16 protein-coding genes are annotated in these 18,059 nt (G+C 37.5%); 3 read left to right on the plus strand and 13 right to left on the minus strand.

What is annotated here, in order from left to right; translation table 11 throughout:
• Positions 1–52: 52 nt before the first annotated feature.
• Positions 53–808 (plus strand): LytR/AlgR family response regulator transcription factor, encoded by a 756-nt coding sequence (locus CRO15_RS11515; protein ID WP_097045969.1) that lies wholly within the window; start codon positions 53–55, stop codon positions 806–808.
• Positions 809–898: 90 nt separating this feature from the next.
• Here the strand turns inward: CRO15_RS11515 and CRO15_RS11520 are convergent, their stop codons facing one another.
• Complete coding sequence (locus tag CRO15_RS11520) at positions 899–2,089, minus strand: LETM1-related biofilm-associated protein (RefSeq protein WP_097045970.1); 1,191 nt, start codon at positions 2,087–2,089, stop codon at positions 899–901.
• Positions 2,090–2,153: 64 nt separating this feature from the next.
• Complete coding sequence (locus tag CRO15_RS11525; RefSeq protein ID WP_243396957.1) at positions 2,154–2,684, minus strand: mechanosensitive ion channel domain-containing protein; 531 nt, start codon at positions 2,682–2,684, stop codon at positions 2,154–2,156.
• 217 nt (positions 2,685–2,901) lie between these two features.
• Between CRO15_RS11525 and CRO15_RS11530 the strand changes: the two genes are divergently transcribed.
• Positions 2,902–3,549: an OmpW/AlkL family protein gene (locus tag CRO15_RS11530; RefSeq protein WP_097045972.1), complete on the plus strand. Its 648-nt coding sequence runs from the start codon at positions 2,902–2,904 to the stop codon at positions 3,547–3,549.
• Positions 3,550–3,658: 109 nt separating this feature from the next.
• On the opposite strand, the gene CRO15_RS11535 is transcribed toward CRO15_RS11530, so the two are convergent.
• From CRO15_RS11535 to CRO15_RS11565, 6 genes are all read right to left on the minus strand, one after another.
• Positions 3,659–4,030 carry a VOC family protein gene (locus tag CRO15_RS11535; RefSeq protein WP_097045973.1) on the minus strand — a complete coding sequence of 124 codons (372 nt, stop codon included), beginning with the start codon at positions 4,028–4,030 and terminating at the stop codon, positions 3,659–3,661.
• A 17-nt stretch (positions 4,031–4,047) separates the two neighbouring features.
• Positions 4,048–4,527, minus strand: coding sequence for a nuclear transport factor 2 family protein (locus tag CRO15_RS11540; protein WP_165769951.1), 480 nt, complete (start codon positions 4,525–4,527; stop codon positions 4,048–4,050).
• 95 nt (positions 4,528–4,622) lie between these two features.
• Positions 4,623–5,204: a superoxide dismutase family protein gene (locus CRO15_RS11545; RefSeq protein ID WP_097046208.1), complete on the minus strand. Its 582-nt coding sequence runs from the start codon at positions 5,202–5,204 to the stop codon at positions 4,623–4,625.
• 407 nt (positions 5,205–5,611) lie between these two features.
• Positions 5,612–6,835 (minus strand): bifunctional alpha/beta hydrolase/OsmC family protein, encoded by a 1,224-nt coding sequence (locus CRO15_RS11555; RefSeq protein ID WP_097045976.1) that lies wholly within the window; start codon positions 6,833–6,835, stop codon positions 5,612–5,614.
• Between the two features lie 49 nt (positions 6,836–6,884).
• Complete coding sequence (locus CRO15_RS11560) at positions 6,885–7,580, minus strand: DUF2490 domain-containing protein (protein WP_097045977.1); 696 nt, start codon at positions 7,578–7,580, stop codon at positions 6,885–6,887.
• Positions 7,581–7,672: 92 nt separating this feature from the next.
• A complete protein-coding gene (locus CRO15_RS11565; RefSeq protein WP_165769952.1) occupies positions 7,673–10,885 on the minus strand; it encodes a VPS10 domain-containing protein in 3,213 nt (1,070 codons plus the stop codon).
• A gap of 164 nt (positions 10,886–11,049) precedes the next feature.
• On the opposite strand from CRO15_RS11565, the gene CRO15_RS11570 reads away from it, so the two are divergent.
• On the plus strand, positions 11,050–12,306 hold the full coding sequence (locus CRO15_RS11570; RefSeq protein ID WP_097045978.1) for an MFS transporter: 1,257 nt from the start codon (positions 11,050–11,052) through the stop codon (positions 12,304–12,306).
• Between the two features lie 3 nt (positions 12,307–12,309).
• Here CRO15_RS11570 and CRO15_RS11575 read toward each other — a convergent pair whose 3' ends face one another.
• The 5 genes from CRO15_RS11575 to CRO15_RS11595 form a co-directional block, all read right to left on the minus strand.
• Positions 12,310–12,885 (minus strand): YdeI/OmpD-associated family protein, encoded by a 576-nt coding sequence (locus CRO15_RS11575; protein WP_097045979.1) that lies wholly within the window; start codon positions 12,883–12,885, stop codon positions 12,310–12,312.
• Between the two features lies 1 nt (position 12,886).
• On the minus strand, positions 12,887–14,500 hold the full coding sequence (locus CRO15_RS11580) for a M1 family metallopeptidase (protein WP_097045980.1): 1,614 nt from the start codon (positions 14,498–14,500) through the stop codon (positions 12,887–12,889).
• 84 nt (positions 14,501–14,584) lie between these two features.
• Entirely contained in the window at positions 14,585–15,916 is a 1,332-nt protein-coding gene (locus CRO15_RS11585; protein WP_097045981.1) for a M28 family metallopeptidase, read from the minus strand.
• Positions 15,917–15,926: 10 nt separating this feature from the next.
• Complete coding sequence (locus tag CRO15_RS11590; protein WP_097045982.1) at positions 15,927–16,430, minus strand: VOC family protein; 504 nt, start codon at positions 16,428–16,430, stop codon at positions 15,927–15,929.
• Between the two features lie 118 nt (positions 16,431–16,548).
• The gene (locus CRO15_RS11595; RefSeq protein ID WP_243396958.1) at positions 16,549–18,024 is read right to left on the minus strand and encodes a nuclear transport factor 2 family protein; all 1,476 of its coding nucleotides are present in this window, start codon (positions 18,022–18,024) and stop codon (positions 16,549–16,551) included.
• Between the last annotated feature and the right edge of the window lie 35 nt (positions 18,025–18,059).

Below are 18,059 nucleotides of genomic sequence, written 5' to 3' on the forward strand. Positions count from 1 at the left end.
TACTACCAGATTGTAAACAAAGCCTAGTTTCAAACAATTAATCATTAAAAAAATGAACGTTATAATTATAGAGGATGAGAAGCCGGCAGCAAGAAGATTGAACAGATTGCTATCGGAACTTGATGTTTCGGTTTCTAAAATGTTGCATTCGGTAGAGGAATCTATTGATTGGTTCCAAAACAATCAACATCCTGACCTTATTTTCTTGGATATCCAACTTTCAGATGGACTGTCATTTGAGATTTTTGATATTGTTGAGGTCAAAAGTGCCATTATTTTTACGACGGCTTATGATGAATATGCACTTCAGGCGTTCAAGTTAAACAGCATTGATTATTTGCTTAAACCTATTGATGATGAAGAACTCGAAAATGCCGTGAAAAAATATCAAAATTTCAAGAGCGAAAGTCAGAAAATATCAGTTGATTTTAACGACATAAAAAAGTTGCTGGTAAACCCCTTGGAAAGGGAATATAAAAAACGATTTACAGTTAAGGTCGGGCAACATTTGAAAATTATAAATGCTGATGATGTGGAATGTTTTTACAGTGAAAACAAAGGAACATATGCTGCAACGTTGGATGGTAGAAATTATTTGTTGGATACTACTTTAGAACAGTTGGAAGAGGAGCTTTCGCCCAAAGTTTTCTTTAGAGTGAGCAGAAAATTCTATGTGAACATAAAACATATAAACGATATCATTTCATACACCAATTCAAGACTTCAAATCAAGCTAAACCGCTTTTCTGAACAAGAAATCATAGTAAGTAGGGAGCGTGTGAAAGACTTTAAGTTATGGTTGGAATAATTGTATTCAAAATACTGGAAATAAAATAGATGAATTCATGTAAAAAGCACTATAAATAAAATTTATAGTGCTTTTTTTAACTGTTTTTCGCTACTTTTCTTCAATGCGATTGTCATCAAATGCAGAGGGTAACAACTTAGGGATTAATTTAATGAAAATTGGTAACAAAACTGCTCCTCCTGGCAACATGAAAATGGCTAAAGAAGGAATTGATTTAAAAACATCCAACAATTGGTTTTGTACTTTTTTCTTTTCATCAGGGCTTAATTCCTTTACAGTTGATTTGGATAAAAGGGAAAGTAATTCTTTACTTTCGGTTAATTCTTTTTTTAACCTTTTGCTATTTCGTAGAATTAATTTACTCACATTTTTTGACATTCCTTCATAGAATTGAAAGGCTAAATTTTTGTCATTTAAGTAAGCAACATCACCACTGTTTTTCTTGAAAAATATTTGAACATTTTTAAGTGTGGATTTTACTTCTTTTTTGGACATTTCCAGGTCCTCTCCCAGACCCAAAATAAAATCTTTTTCGGTAGGGTCTAATGCCTTGTCCTCCCAAATTGTTAAACAGGCCATATCCATAAAATAGTCCTTTTCACATTTTGTGAATTTCTGTTTTAGAAGGTCCCGATAAGAACCATCAAAATTTGCTTCATCGGAATTCACATAAGTAAGGGAAGAATCCAAAAGTTGTATCAATCTGGTGTCCCTTTTGTCAACATCTTTAGAATTAAGTGCATGGTAGGCAATATTCATTGTTGCATATTCCAACAATTGTGCATGTTTCATTATTGGGTAATATCCCTGTAAATAGGTCCTAAAAATAAGAACATCCACATATAGAAGGGAGTTGGTCAAACTATTGCCAAATGCCCTGTTGAATGTGTTTCCTCCTAAGTAAATTCTGGAATCTATTAATTTTTCTAATTGAGACTCTGTGTGTTTTCCACTTAGAATTTTACTTAAAAAAGATATTTTGCCAACCTCCAAGGATTGGTAATAATTGAAAACAGTGTTAACAAAGGTTTCAAAATCTGTTCCTCCTTTTTCAAATCTATAGGTAAAGTAAAGTGCGGTAAGTAGGTTTATTTTTGCAATTTCATCTTCCGTCAACGTATGTTCGGCATCAATGAAATCTGAAACATTTAGGTGAATACCATAAACAAATCCATTCTTTTTTAATTCGTGGTATAGGCTTTCAAAATTTGGGAACAGTAAATCTTCATTTTTGACAAGATGCCCAAATTTGTTGATCCAGCCGGAAGAAGAGGGGTTCATTAGGTTAACATTTATCGCTCAAAATAACACAAATTATGGGACTTTTCTACGTGTATAATCTGTATTATTTTGTTTCAGTTTCATCAATCTTCACAGGATGTTCATCTTGTTGAAGAATTTCAATGCCCTTTTGTATGACCAAATTGGTAGGAATGGTAATTCTTCTGCCATCGTCAGTACGCATAAAAAGATAAAAACCACTAATGTCCTCAACCTTTCCTGTCCAATCAAAGTCACTGTCCAGCACCCTTATTCTATCACCTAGCCGTAAAGGATGACTGAAAAACAAAATTACACTGGCGGTTAAATTTGAAAGTATAGACCATTGTGCAACAAATCCAATACCCACAATAGCTAAAACCGAAGAAATAAAAACAGAGAATTCCTGCAGATTTACCCCCCAGATTAAAGTAATCAAAATGATTCCTATTCCATAAAAGAACAAATTGCTCAAATAGAAAATGATTTTTCTACTATTTATATCGATAGAACTTGTTCTTCCAAACTTTCTAATGGCTTGTTTACTCAAAACATTTAGTCCAAAAATTACAATGAGCACAACCACTGTTATCAAAATTTCTTTTTTGAATGACATTAAATCAAGCATAGTCAACTAGTATTTAAGGTATTGCAAATTAACCATTTCAACTCATTGGACTTGGCTATTTTTTTCTGATGTAGAATAATTTGAAAAATGTGTAATTGAAACCATGTTTTTTGCTGGGTTTAGTGGATTTTTTTAGACAATGATAAAGATCATATTCTTAGAAAATGGGGCTGAGTAGTTTTGACCAAACTTTAAAAATCAGAAAATGAAAAAAACTGCAATTAGCTTAATGGTAGTGATTTTGGCCTTTACAAATTTTACTATCGCACAAGACTCACAAACTGACAATGGGAGCAAATGGCAATTCCGACTAAGGGGTATTGCTGTTACCCCTGATGAAAGTGCGGATATACAGACAATTGGTGGTGATGTTTCTATTTCTACAGCAGTAGTACCAGAGTTTGACATTACTTACTTTTTTAACGAGAACTGGTCATTGGAATTGATATTGGCAACAACCAAACATGATGTAGAAGCTGTTCAAACGGCGGCAGGAAATATAGATTTAGGGCATGTATGGTTGCTTCCCCCTACATTAACCGGGCAATACCATTTTACCGGAGGTGATTTTGTTCCTTATCTGGGTGCTGGACTTAACCTCACTTTGTTTTATGGCGTTGATGAAGGCCCAACCGCTGATGATGTGGATTACGACACTTCCGTGGGTTATGCATTACAGGGTGGATTTGATTACATGTTGAACGATAAATGGTTTTTAAACTTGGATGTAAAAAAACTGTTCTTGAGCACAGATGCAACTATAGATGCTACTACAGCACTTGGAGCCACCGTTGGAGCCGATGTTGATATTAATCCTTGGATTATTGGAGTTGGGGTAGGTGTAAAGTTATAAGCCAAACTTTTCCAAAGGGAAGGCGGCTTGGGAGACCAAGCCGTTTTCTTTTTGAAGGAAATTTAAAGAATGAAATCAAAGTTTTAACCTAAATCCAAATACTTTGGTTTTAAACGTGCTGATCTATTAAAATGGTATTGCCATCAGGATCGGTAAACACAATACTGGCCGGTCCAGATGTGTTTTCATCAGCTTCTGATACCAAGGCAATATCATTCTCTTTCAAATGTTTTTGGATACTGCGCACATCATCATAGTTCTTCAATGTTTGCGCATTTTCATCCCATCCTGGATTAAAGGTCAGTATATTGTTTTCAAACATACCTTCAAAAAGTCCGATTAGAGCATTGTCATTTTTCATGATCAAGTAATTTCGTTCCATATCACCCGCAAAAATGCTAAACCCCATTTTTTCATAAAAGTTTTTGGAAGCTTCAAGATTTTTCACCGCTAAACTTATTGAGAATGCACCCAGTTTCATAGTATATTGTTTTTATATTATTTGATTTTTCCATCATGAAAACCCGCTCGTTTCCATGTTCCTTTTTCATATACCCAGAGATTGGATACCCTAAATTCATTTTCTTTTATTTCATCGTTTTTAGAAAAAGAAGAGCTTACCTTGCCTGTTACAATAGCAGTAGTATTGTGAAATTCTATTTTTAGCTGACTCATTTTATAGTCATTGAAAACTAAAGCTCCAGACTTTATCTGCTGATTTCTTTTATTTAGATAATTGAGCCAAGTTTCCTTGTCAATAGCCTTTGAAGTTCCATTGGTGTGCATATAATTTTCTGTGATCATGGATGCGAGCGTACTAACATCACTATTCGCGAATGCATTATTGAATTGATCAATTGCTAAAGTCAACTCTTCTTTTTGTTCTTCGGACAGACTTTGCGACTTAGTTTCACAACCTAGCAAAAAAAAGAGCGATGAAATAATGAACAAGGACATAGCCATTTTATTCAACTTCATATTTAGGGAGGTTTTAAGGGTTATGAATTGAGGTTTCATTTTACGGCATAAAAAAGGACTCCTTTTGGGAATCCTTCTTTAAATATGGTTTGTTTTTATTGAATGATACCAGTGCAAGCTACTCTTGCTCCTGCTGCACCACTGGGTTGTGATGTGAAATCATCCACTCCTTGATGGACAATTACTGCCTTACCCACTATGTTCTTGGTGTCATCATCACATCCAATACACCATTCATTAGTGGCAAAATCAACCGTTGCATTACCTTCTGTATCAGCAACAAAGTTTCCAATATCACCTTTGTGGTAACCATCTTCTGCTCCCCATTTGGCATGTGGTTGAAAAGTTGGATTCCAATGACCTCCAGTAGATTTTCCATCAGCTGATGAACAATCTGCCTTTTCGTGAATATGGATTGCATGTTCACCAGGGGTAAGAGCCGAAAGTTCAGCTTTCATGATCACGGTTCCATTCTCTTCTGTAAAAGTAACATCACCAATCACATTGCTATCACTTTTAGATTCCATGGAAAATTTGATGGTCTTGACCTCAACTACTTCCTCTATTATTTCTTCAGCTACCTCTTCGGTTGTAGTTTCTGTTTCCTTTTTAGTTTGTTTACAGCTAAATGCAGTAATCAACATAAGCGCTAAAGGAAGTGCAATGATTTTTTTCATCATAAGTTTTTTTTGGTTTTGGCCTAAGTTACTCATTATTTAAGCACATGACAATAGTTTTGTTCGATAAAGCCCAAAATGGATTTCTGGGATAAAAGGTTAAAAAACATCGATGAAATACTATTTTTTTCTTTAACCCGTTATGTTCTAAAAGCCTATAATTCCCCCATTTAGGTATTTAAAAAGAAAAATATGTTGGTTCATCAACCTTCAAATTATATAGATTTCCTTAAGTACTGCAAAAAGAGAAGATCTTTTTGTAAGGGGTACCAACGCTTAAAAAAGGATAGGAGCAGAGGTGATATTAATCAGTTTGACTATGTAAAATCTTTACGTAAGATTCATAGAGCTGCAATTGAACTGGAGCTGGAGTATTTTGATATCCTGTATATGAGATCAAACTAGGGTTATCTTGCAACCAAACTGTTTATTACTTGTGTTTCACTATGCAGTGTTTTGTGTACAGGACATTTGTCTGCAATCTGCATGATTCTTACTCTTTGTTTATCATCTAAATTTCCCGTTAGCTTAATCTCCCTGTGAAAAGTGTCAATTTTTGCATTGTCATTTTCACAGTTTTCACAATCTTCTGCATGTGATTTGCTGTAGGAGGTATGCACTTCAACATTTTCTACTGGCCAGCCCTTACGCTTAGCATACATTTGAATGGTCATTGCTGTACACGCAGAAAGGCCTGCAGAAACCAATTCGTAGGGCGAAGGGCCAAAGTCGTTGCCTCCATAGCTTTCAGGTTCATCTGCAATCATATAGTGATTACCTACTTTCATTTCAGTTGTAAATCCATCTGCGGCATTTAAACTGGCTACTACTTCATGCTTCGTTTTTAATGTATTATTATCCTCTTTTATGCCCATCAGATAACGTTTTGCCCAACCGGCAATAACATTTCCAACGTATATGGAATCTTCTTTTTTAGAGAGTAAATGGTCGGCTCCATCCAAGGAAACAAAACTTTTGGGATGGTGTGCGGCCATATAGATTTCCTCGGCATTTTGAATGCCCACGGTATCATCTTGTGGTGAATGTAAAATCAATAAAGGTTTGCGGAGCGCTTTGGCAGTTTGGGGTAACGATTTGGTCTCTAAATCATCCAAAAACTGTTTTTTAATAGTAAAATCCCTTCCGCTTAAATTTATTTTGGCTTTTCCGGTCGATTGAATTTCATCGATACCACTTTTTAACAAATGCTTTACGTGTACAGGGTTGGAAGGTGCCCCTACAGTTGCCACCGCTTTAATGGAAGGGATATCTCCTGCAGCAAAAATTGAGGCCGCTCCACCTAAGGAATGCCCAATTATTAGGGTAGGGGGCAAGTAATTATTTTCAAGGAACTTTGCCGCCGCGACAAGATCCTCCACATTGCCTGAAAAATTAGTATCGGCAAAATCACCTTCACTTTCTCCAAGACCTGTAAAGTCAAAACGAAGTACACCAAACCCATGTAATATTAAGGATTTACCAATATTCTTCACCGCAAGCAAGTTCTTATTACAGGTAAAACAATGCGCAAATACTGCAAAATTATGCGGATGTCTGTCCGCCGGTAGCTCTAACCGACCTACCAAATTTTGCCTTTCAGAATTCTTGAATGTTACTTTTTGTAAGCCCATAATGTAAAAAGTATAATTTAACAATCCAGGCTCAGTGCAAAAAAAATAGTTATTTGCTTTTTGCCTTCTTTTTAAATATACCCCTTAGGTCGGGATTATAAAAGAATCCTATCTGCAAACGATCAAAAACGGCATTGCTAAACTGATTCTTGAGATATCCGAACTGTATGCTGCTATTCTCGGTGATATGAATCCCCAAAGCACCATAGAGTCTGTTTTGGCCAAAAAGTTCATTCTGTAAATTGATGAACAGCTCATCGTAAAAATTCAAGAAAAAAGTATCTGTTAACGGAAGCGTTACCTGAATTCTATAACGGGCACGGTGCTGGGTATCTGTTCTGGTCCCAAAATCCAGAAAACGCTGTTCCAATCTATAACGGTGTTCAAAAAGGAATTCCCAAACTTTATTCTTTAGAATAAACTGTTCAAAAATACGATGTTCCTTGGAGTCCACTTCTCCGGGAAACTCCAAAAAGGTACCATCGGTTGTAATGTATCCGTAACCAGCAGTAGCGATGGCGTTAGGGTTAATATGATAATTTAATGCGGTTCGGAGCAATAATTGATTAAAATTAGATGTGGTTTCGTATAGCCTAAATTGGGCTTCGGTATGAAGACTAAGGCGTTCAGCAACTTTGTTGGTGCCAAAATACATGTACCATGCACCCAATTCATCTTCTCCCGCTTGTTGGGCGTAGTTAAAAAAGCACGTGCTTGCAGCAAGTAGAAAAAATATCTTTTTCATAAAAAAACTCTTATTGGGTCAAGCGCAGTTGACTTCCATTATAATTATTACCATAAACCTCTTGACTGCGCTCGAGAGGACGATGAGTATTTCTATTCTAAACCAAATTTCTCTGTTTCTTTAAAAGGCGATAAATCCAAAGACTCTATGGATTCCCTATATGGCGTCCATTTCTCATCAAAGAAATTATTGGTCTTGTCCAAAGCAGATTTCAATTCATCTTCAGCATATTTCACAAGGTTTTTTTCCGTTTCAGTTATGCCGGATTTCCGTGTTCCGGAATAATAACTTGCCGTGTTCAATCGCTGCATTACATTAATTTCAGGATTTCTAGTAATTCCTTGTCTTTTGTCTTCCTTACCTATATATAATGCAACTATGGAATCAATTTGCTTGACAATGGTTGTTGAGGCTTTGACTTGATCTTTGAACTTCTCTTTATCCAATTCCTTCATTTCTTTCTGAAATTTATTGGCTAAATCCTTGCTTTCTACCAGTTGTTTCACTGCATCGGCTGCTGTTTGAATATGGTTCTGCAATTTTTTGTCCATTTCATAAACCTCATTTATAGAAGCCATTGAGGTTTGTAATCTTGGGTCTGATTTGACCACTATTTTAGTAGAGTCTGCGTAATCTCCATAATGCACTTTTATTTTGTACGTACCTGGCTTGACACTTATCCCACCTTGCTCAGTTTTTTTCTTGCTTATTTTTCGAGACGGCCTATCTGGACCTTTTTCATCAAGATTCCAATAAATTCTATGGAATCCTGGTTTTTTGGGAGTTTTATATTTAAGGGTGCGAATTAATCGATTGCCATCATAAAACTTGAAGAAAACAGAGTCTTTTGTTTTTTCCTTTTTGTCTGTTTCTTCTTCACCTTTCTCTTCTTCACCTTTCTCTTCTTTTTTGTCGTCTTCTTTCTCTGGTGTGCTACCCTCTTTAAGATAGTAGGTAATCATTGCACCTGATTTTCTATTTTCACCATTATAAAGGGCATCTCCTCCAAAACGAGTGCCCGTAGCTTGCTGGTATGCAGCATGGTAGGCATCTGGGCTATCAAAAAGGCTTATTTCCTTTTGAAGAATGGTTGAATTGCTGGCTAAAGCTCTTAGGGGTCTAATATCATCCAAAACCCAGGCTGCTCGTCCAAATGTGCCAATGACCAAATCATTTTCCCTAGGGTGTATTGCCAAATCTTTGGTAGAGACCGTCGGGAAACCTTCCGTCCATTTTTGCCATTTACTGCCTGCATCAAAGGATACATAGAGTCCGTCATCGGTTCCCAAGAACATCAAATTTGGGTTTTCCTCATCTTCCACAATGGAAAGGGTATAACTCTCAACATCATTTGAATCAATGATTCTAGTCCATGTCTTCCCATAATCTTTGGTGCGATAGGCATAAGGAGTGTAGTTAAACCTTCTGTAATCGTTGGCAATCAGCAAGGCTTCACCCTTATTTCTTTTGGAAGCTTTTATTTGTGGAATCCAGCTTCCTACTGGTAGGCCTTTTATATTTTTTGTTACCTCAATCCAGTTGGCACCTCCGTTTTGTGTGTAATGTACCCTACCATCATCTGTACCTACCCAAAGCATATCTTTTTCAACAGGGGAAGGTTCAACAACTAAAATAGTGCAATGGTTCTCCGCTCCAGTGGCATCCATAGTAAGCCCACCACTTTCGCTCTGTTTTTGTTTCCCCTTGTCATTGGTGGTCAGGTCAGGCGAAATTACTTCCCATGTCAAACCCTTGTTGGTGGATTTGTGCACAAACTGGCTTCCAAAATATACTGTGCTATTATCAAATGGGTCTTGCCCAATACCTGCATTCCAGTTAAATCGAAGTTTGGTCTTTGCGTCTGGAGGGGTGGGTCTAACAATGTAATTGTTTCCTGTTTTCCAATCATATCTAGAGACAAAACCTTGCTGGCTCATGGCATAACCAAATTGATTGTCGTCCAAATCGGGAACAACATCAAAACCATCGCCAAAGGCTATTTCTTGCCAATATGCGTTCCGGATGCCTTGGGCACGCCAGACATAGGCAGGGCCTCTCCAAGAACCATTGTCCTGCATTCCTCCATATACATTGTACGGATATTCGTTATCAACATTGATATGATAGAACTGCGCAACGGGTAAATTGCCAATAAAACGCCACGTTTTCCCACCATCTTTGGTAATATTAAGACCTCCATCGTTCCCATCAATCATAAATTGGCCATTGTCAGGATGGATCCACCAAGCATGGTGGTCTGGGTGAACCCCATTGTTCACTTGATAGGCTGGCATTAATTGCTTGAAATTTTTTCCGCCATCTTCAGAAACATTCACATAGGTGAAAATGGAATACACTCTATTTTCATTTTCGGGGTCCACATAAATTTCTGAATAATAAAAAGGTCTATTCCCTATATCATTTTTGTCATTGACCTTTTTCCATTTGAATCCACCATCTTCTGATTTATACAATGCGTTTTTCTTCGCTTCAATTAAGGCATAAATTACATTGGGCTTGTTTTTGGCAATAGCTATCCCAATTCTACCCAACTCTCCTTTTGGAAGGCCATCTTCATCCGTGATTTTTTTCCAGTTTGCCCCACCATCATGAGTAATGTACATACCACTTCCTTCTCCTCCTGATTTAAAGAACCAAGGATCTCGTTTGTGTTCCCATAGGGCAGCTATCAATTTGTTTGGATTAGAGGGGTCAATTATCAAATCGGCAACCCCGGTTTTATTGTTTGTGAACAGGATTTTTGTCCATGTTTTTCCTCCGTCGACAGTTTTGTATACGCCACGTTCAGAGTGAATGCCCCATGGAGAACCTATTGCTCCTGCATAAACAATATCTGGATTGGTGGGATCAATAATTACCCGATGAATGTGACGGGTTTTTTCCAATCCCATTGATTTCCATGTTTTTCCTCCATCTAGGGTTTTATAAATACCGTAACCTCCATTAAGACTATTTCTTGGATTTCCTTCCCCGGTACCGACCCATATTACTGATGGATTGGATTGTTGAATGGCGACCGCCCCAATAGAAGCCGTAACTTCCTTATCAAAAATGGGTTCCCATTTTATTCCACCAGAAGTAGATTTCCATAACCCTCCTGATGCGGTTCCTACATACATAATGTCTGGGTTGGAATGAACCACATCTATAGATGTGACCCGCCCACTCATTCCTGCGGGACCAATATTTCTAGGTTTCATATCCTGGACAAGGTCCATGGAAAAATCTTGTGCAAAAAGAGAGAATGATGCTAATAGTAGCACCAACATGTGGAAGTGTTTCATCTTTGGTTAAATTAGTCGGCTAAAGATACCAAAAACCAAAAGTGGAATTCTTAAAGGGGTGTTAATGAAATTGCTTTAAGAAGTAACCTGGGATACTGGTTATTTGAAGGCTTTAAAATTGCAAACTGACCGAAAGGGAATAATTTTGTTTATTTTTAGCAATAATGGAGAAAAAGGCCCCTTGGTTTTATCTTATATTATTGATTCTTGCAGGGGAGGCGGTCTTTATTCTTCCTTTTGTTTTACCTCGAATTTTTAGAAGTACGGTACTGGATGTGTTTGCACTGAACAATACCCAGCTAGGATTGTGTTTTTCCTTATATGGTGTAGTTGCTTTGGTTTCATATTTGTTTGGTGGTCCACTAGCGGATAAATACCCTCCAAGAAAATTAATAGCCGTAGCACTTTGGATGACTTCGATTGGAGGTTTGGTTTTTGCAAAGTTTCCCAGTTTTGGGCATTTACAATTCTTATATGGTTATTGGGGTTTTACCACTATTTTTCTGTTTTGGGCTCCTATGATCAAGGCAACTCGAGTGTGGGGAGGGGACAAGTCCCAAGGAAAGGCTTTTGGATTATTGGATGGCGGACGTGGCCTTACAGGTGCTCTTTTTGGACTGTTGGGTGTGTTGATCTTCTCTTTTTTTCTTGGTGAAGAAGTTGATGCAAGCTCGCTTGCCGAGAGAAGAGAAGCTTTTCAATATGTAATCTATATTTCATGTCTAATCATAGCTTTTATCGGTGTTTTGGTTTGGCTATTCATGAAATCTGGAGTAGACGAAAGCAAAATCTTGGTAGAGCGTATATCCAAGAAGGAAATAGGTACAGTTTTAAAGATTCCTTCGGTTTGGTTGTTAATGATCATTATTCTTTGTGCATATGTAGGTTATAAGATTACTGACATTATTTCGCAATATGCCAATGAGGTTATGTTGTATGATGAAGTAAAAGCCGCGCAAACGGGAACTCTTTTTCAATTCTTAAGGCCCGCAACCGGCATTTTGGTAGGACTTGTTGTAGACCGTTTTAGGATAACACTTTGGTTAGTTTATAGTTTTGCAGCTTGCGTTATTGGAGGAATCTTATTTGGTTCTGGTATCATTGGCCCTTCTACCACGATGTTGTTCTTTTTATCTGTAGTGGTTGTTGCTGCTGGGGTTTATGCGGCCAGGGCATTGTATTTTGGTGTAATGCAAAAAGGAAAGATACCTTTAACGCTTACAGGTACGGCCGTTGGCCTTATCTCCATAATAGGTTACACTCCTGATATTTTTGCTGGACCTGCTTATGGAATGCTGTTAGATGCCCACAGAGGGGAGGAACTTGGACATCAGAATGTATTTTGGATGCTGACTGCATTTTCAGTGGTTGGCGGAATTGCAGCATTAGTTTACCACAGAATTTACGGAAGAACCAACTAGAATTTACCGAGAGCTTCTTGATTTGATGTTTTTTTTACAACAAGTCATTATTTCTATGATTCGTTTTTGCCTAGTTTCATCGCGTTTCGCCTGGTTTAACCAATAGAGATAACTTTTTCGTTGGCTGTGTGAGAAATTCTGGAAATTCTGGAAAGCTTCTTTGTTACTGTTGAAGGCTTGTTGCAAATCTTTGGGAACAACTCCATTCTCCACATCATCCAGGGCTACCCAAGAACCATTCTTTTTGGCAATGTTAATAGAAGTGAGCCCACTTTGATGGATTAAACCATTCTCTATAAGTTCTTTAATATGTGTTTTATTGACTTTGCTCCAAACACTTTTGGGTTTTCTAGGGCAGAAGTATTGCCTACGTTTACCATTCCCCAAGCTTTTTACCGTGCTATCTATCCAACCATAACATAATGCAACCCGGACGGCTTCTTCCCATCGCATACTTTCCATTTCATGTTCAACTTTGTAAAAAATCAAAAAAATACCATTGACAGAGGCATGATTTTCATGAAGCCATGTTCTCCACTCATTGTCATTTTTAAAATAGAGTTCTGGAAAGTTGTCCAAATTATAGCTTCTTGGTTTCTATATAAAAGTTATTGTCAAAAACCAGATTGTTTCCATTTAAAGTTTCGCTTTTCCATTCATGATTTGGAAAAATCCAATGTTCCTTTTCATCCATATAAACTCGGATTGGCATATCAAAATCTTCCACAATATTTACGTATCGATACTTTATTGTATTCGCTGAAATCGAATACTCCAAAGTTGGAATCATGGTTGTTCGCAAATATTGATTGAAGAAGGCTGATAAGTCTTTTCCTGTCTTTTTGCTGATATAGTTCTCTACTTGTTCCGATGTAACCGTTTGATGGTAAAATTCTGCGTTGAGCCCACGAAGAGTTTGTCTCCATAGCTCATCGTCCTCAATCAATTGACGGAGTGTATGCAACATATTGGCACCTTTATAGTACATATCTCCAGATCCTTTATGGTTGACATTGTACGTCCCAACAATTGGACGGTCATTCTGGATATTTTCTCGAGTGCCAATGACATACTCTGCAGAAGCCTTTTTACCGAAGTGATAATCCAAATAAAGGTTTTCTGAATATGCAGTGAAACTTTCATGAATCCACATATCTGCAATGTCCTTATATGTAATATTATTGGCAAACCATTCGTGGCCTCCTTCATGAATGATTATAAAATCAAATTTAAGACCCCAGCCAGATTTGGATAGATCACGACCCAGATATCCATTTTGGTACTTGTTTCCATAGGTTACGGAACTTTGATGTTCCATACCTAAGTAAGGTACTTCTACCAACTTAAAACTATCTTCATAAAAAGGATAGGGGCCAAACCAATGTTCAAAAGCCTCTAACATCAATGAAGTTTGTTTAAACTGTTCTTTGGCCTTTTTTAGGTTATAACCCAATACATAATAGTCCAAATCCAACATACCTTTTTCTCCTTTGAATTTTTCGCCAAAGTGAACATAGTCCCCAATATTTACATTTACACAATAGTTGTTGATGGGGTTGGATACAAACCAGGTATAAATTTTCTCATCTTTACGTTCATCAACTCTCCGGAGTCTACCATTGGATACGTTCATTAGAGATTCTGGAACTGCAACGCTAATGCGCATGCTATCGACCTCATCATACATGTGGTCTTTGTTGGGCCACCAAACGCTAGCTCCCAAACCTTGACAGGAAGTAGCTGCAAATGGGTTTCCCTTTTTGTCTTTTGACCAGGAGAAGCCTCCATCCCAGGGTGCGCGTATTGCTTTTTTAGGTTTTCCTGAGTAGTTGACAACAACATGATTGTATGAACCGGGAACTTGTTTCTTTTTCAACTTTATAAAATGGGCTGCTCCTTCGGAAACAAAGTCGAGTTTTTGATTGTCTTGTAGTACTGATGAAATCTTCAAGGGTTTCTGTAAATCTATTTGAAGTACATCAGATTCTTCCAAAACTTTGTACCGGATAGTATTATACCCTTCAATGGTTTCTGTTACAGGATCTACTTTAATGTTTAGGTCATAGTAGTTTAGGTCCCACCATGCACGTTCTGGGGTAATACTTCCCCTAAGGGTATCCTGTCTGGTAAAATTTTGGGCAGTTGCAAGAGTTATTGTACTTATAAACAAGATTAGAGTAAAAAATTTCTTCATATGTTTTTATTAAATTTTCAGTACTTTTTTGATAATGTTTTAGGGGACAGATACAATTTAGGATAAAATGGAAAAAGTATAAGTTTATCTAAAAACTTTGTTTGGAAATGTAACTGGACTTTCATGACCATCTTTTCCTATTGATGCTATTCCGAAGAGAAAATTGTCAATTACAATGCCATTTAACGTAAATTCCGTAACATTTCCAACATACTTAGAATTGTCCCAAGTTGGAGATGTGGTATCTCTCCAATATATCTTGTAGCCTACAGCTCCGTTAACCTTATCCCATTTTAGTTTAGCCGACGGTTCAACAATTCCGCCAATCTCAACAGTTGTTGGAGCAGGGGGAGCCCAAGCAATAGATGCCAGATTAATAGCATTTACAGCAGTAAGTTTTTTTGCATAATCAAAATTTACGTGCTCTAGCACATCGCCGTAAGCTATTCCATTTTCAACGCGAACATCTTGATGCTGTTGGGTGTAATTTTCATGAGCTTCCATAATTCTGATACCGGCAAAACCAGCATCATTAAAAGGCCTGTGATGCCCTCCTCTTCCAAATCTGTCCAAACGATAAATTAACATTGGATTCATTTCTGGCATGTATTTTTTGGTTGTTTTATGCACATAGCGTGCCAACTGACGGGAAATTCCGTCTACTTCGCCACCATAAAATCGACGGGCCCTGCGTTGATCCTCGGTTTCCGTTGGAGGCACAGGTTCGGAGAAAATTCTAAAATCCCTATTACTGACCACACCATCAACACCTGTAATATTACCGATCATATCATTATTGATGATACCAACAATATCCCAACCTTCTTTTTTTGCATGTGCAGCTAACCCTCTTCCACCATACAATCCTTGTTCTTCCCCAGAAAGCCCTACGTAAATAATACTGCTCTCAAACTTGTATTTGGACAAGACTCTTGCTGCTTCTATAGTTCCTGCCATGCCGCTTGCATTGTCATTGGCTCCTGGAGAATCCGAAGTGAAATTGTTGGGATCGCTCACCCGTGAATCAATATCACCACTCATAATAATGAAACGGTTAGGGTGTTTGGTCCCTCTCTGTACGGCGACAACATTGACCACCCAAACATCTTTTACAATCCGTTGACCTTCACCTTTTTTAACCAAATCTTTTTGATAAAACACTTCTAGGCAGTCATTGCACTTGGAGGAGATTTTTTCAAACTCCGATTTTATCCAACGTCTTGCCGCACCAATGCCCCGAGTTTGGGAAATAGTATCGCTCAAGGTATGCCGGGTTCCAAAATTGGTAAGGGCCGTAATGTCATTTTCAATTCGCTCAGCAGAAATCCCATTGATAATATCGTACAATCTGGAATCGGTTTGCGAAAAAAGCACTGAACAACTAAAAGCAAACAAAAAAGTATAAAGTATCTTCATACGCTAGCATTTATTTTCCGATGAGCTCAACAAAAACGCCGTCTGGATCCTGAACCAAAACAAACCTTCTTCCATCTGGAATATGCGTGGGTTCCTCACTCAGGAAATTTATGTTATTGTCTTTTAGCCGTTGGATTACAGCATCCAGAGATTTGTAGAACAGTGTAATGTATCGCATCCCGTTACCTTCATTGATATAAGTGTCCGATTTGCTTTTAGGATTTTTAAAAGACAGTAGCTTGTATTCCGTGGCATTGGGATCATCATGCAGTTTTAAAACTTTTACATCAAAGGCCACACCATTTGTAAGCCCTGTTTTTTTGCTCAAAGTATCACCCACGGGGAACTCTCCGGTTTGTTTCATCCCAATAATGTTAGTATAAAAATCAAGGGAAGTTTTTAAATCAGAAGCTATTACCCCAATAGAAATTGATGATTTGTCAAATTCATTTTCTGCTTGGCAAAGACCAACAGTTGTAGTTAAAAGCAAACAAATAATAATGAAATGTTTCATAGTATGGTTTTAAGAAGTCCATGAAAGTAACAAAAATCAGTAAAAGGATAATAGCAATTGAGAGAAGAACAATGTTAAAACTTGGATACTAGCTGTGATTACTGGCAAATCTTCTAGATTATTCTAAAAAAGTAACCTTGGTGATTTTACCATTTTCCACTTCATAAATGGCAACAGCGCTAAAACTATTACCGTTAGCGGTAATGAACTCCTCGTCAATAACCTTGTTGCCGATTACGATTCGATTTTTTATTTCACAATTTAAATCGGGAGTATTCTTGAAAAATGAGCTATAGCCATCCTTCATCTTATCTTGTCCCTGCTTTGAGAGTTCGTTCGGAAAATTATAAAGTTTCACGTCTTCAGAATAGGTAGCCATAAAAGCGTCAATATCTTTGGAGTTATAAGCATCGAGTTGCTCCTGGACAATGGACTCGGCATCATTTGTTTCCCTTTCAGGAAAAATAAACGTCATTGATGCAATTAAACCGTTTTTAACTTCATAAATGGCTACTTGGTGGCCTTTACGACCATCCACAATGCTGATTTCCTCATCAACTACGGTGTTTCCTATTCTAATGCGCTTAATGACCTCAACCTGGGCATTTTTGGTGTTTTGATAGAAACGGTCATAGTTTTCCGTCATTTTTTGTCTTCCAATATACATAGTCTCATTTGGAAATCGCTGTACCAGTACATCTTCTGCATAGCACGAAACAAAACCAAATAAATCCCTATTATTAAATGTTCGCACTTGTCTGTCAATTAACCGTAAAGGGGATTCTTCGGCCACAAAGGCCAATCGGTTTCGACTTTCGTTGACTGCAATTCGGGTAATACTGTTAATTTCATCTAGCTTAAAATCAATTACGGATTCCCAAGCTTCATCTGATTTGGTATTGAACTTAACAATTGATTTTCCAACTCCTGATAATATGGTATTGGCATCCAACCAGCATATATCCTCGCTTTTTTCTGGAACATTGGCTATTTTTTGCGTAGCTCCGGAATCCGGGTCCAATGATTTTATTTCCCAGATTGTGTTTTTCTTACTGATATAACTAACCAAGTTTGAATTGGGAATTTTAGATAGGGAGCGGCCCACATTTCGTTGCACCGTTTTATTGGAGCCATCAATGAGATTACTGACCACAAGATCCATTCTATTGTCGACCAAAACGGTGGAAACCAAAATATGATTGCTGTACCATACATGATAACCTACCTTTTTTTCCAAGATAGGAGTAGATTCTCCCGATTTTAAATTGTATTCGTAAAGTCGTTGTAGCCCATCCAAATCTAAACGTATGGCCGAAACGGCATTCTTTCCAGGAATTTTCAAAGGAGAATACTCACTTCCTGTTGGCGTATTGGAAATCCATGAAGAAGTGCTTCCGGATTCAATATTGAATCTTCTTATGTCTGTCTGATCCGCTCTAGTTGACGAAAATAAAACCGTATTGTCATCCATGAAGGACGGCTGGTTATCATACCCTTCGTTATTGGATATGTTTTTTGGATTTGATAAAATTAGATTTTCGTCATTTATTTTTAAATCAAATAAATAGACTTCGGTATTTACCTGACTGTTCATGGATAAGGAACATAATAATATTGTAGGTATGATTA

Origin of the sequence: Flagellimonas pacifica, assembly GCF_900215465.1 — a bacterium.
In the GTDB taxonomy this organism is placed as follows: Bacteria; Bacteroidota; Bacteroidia; order Flavobacteriales; family Flavobacteriaceae; genus Flagellimonas; species Flagellimonas pacifica.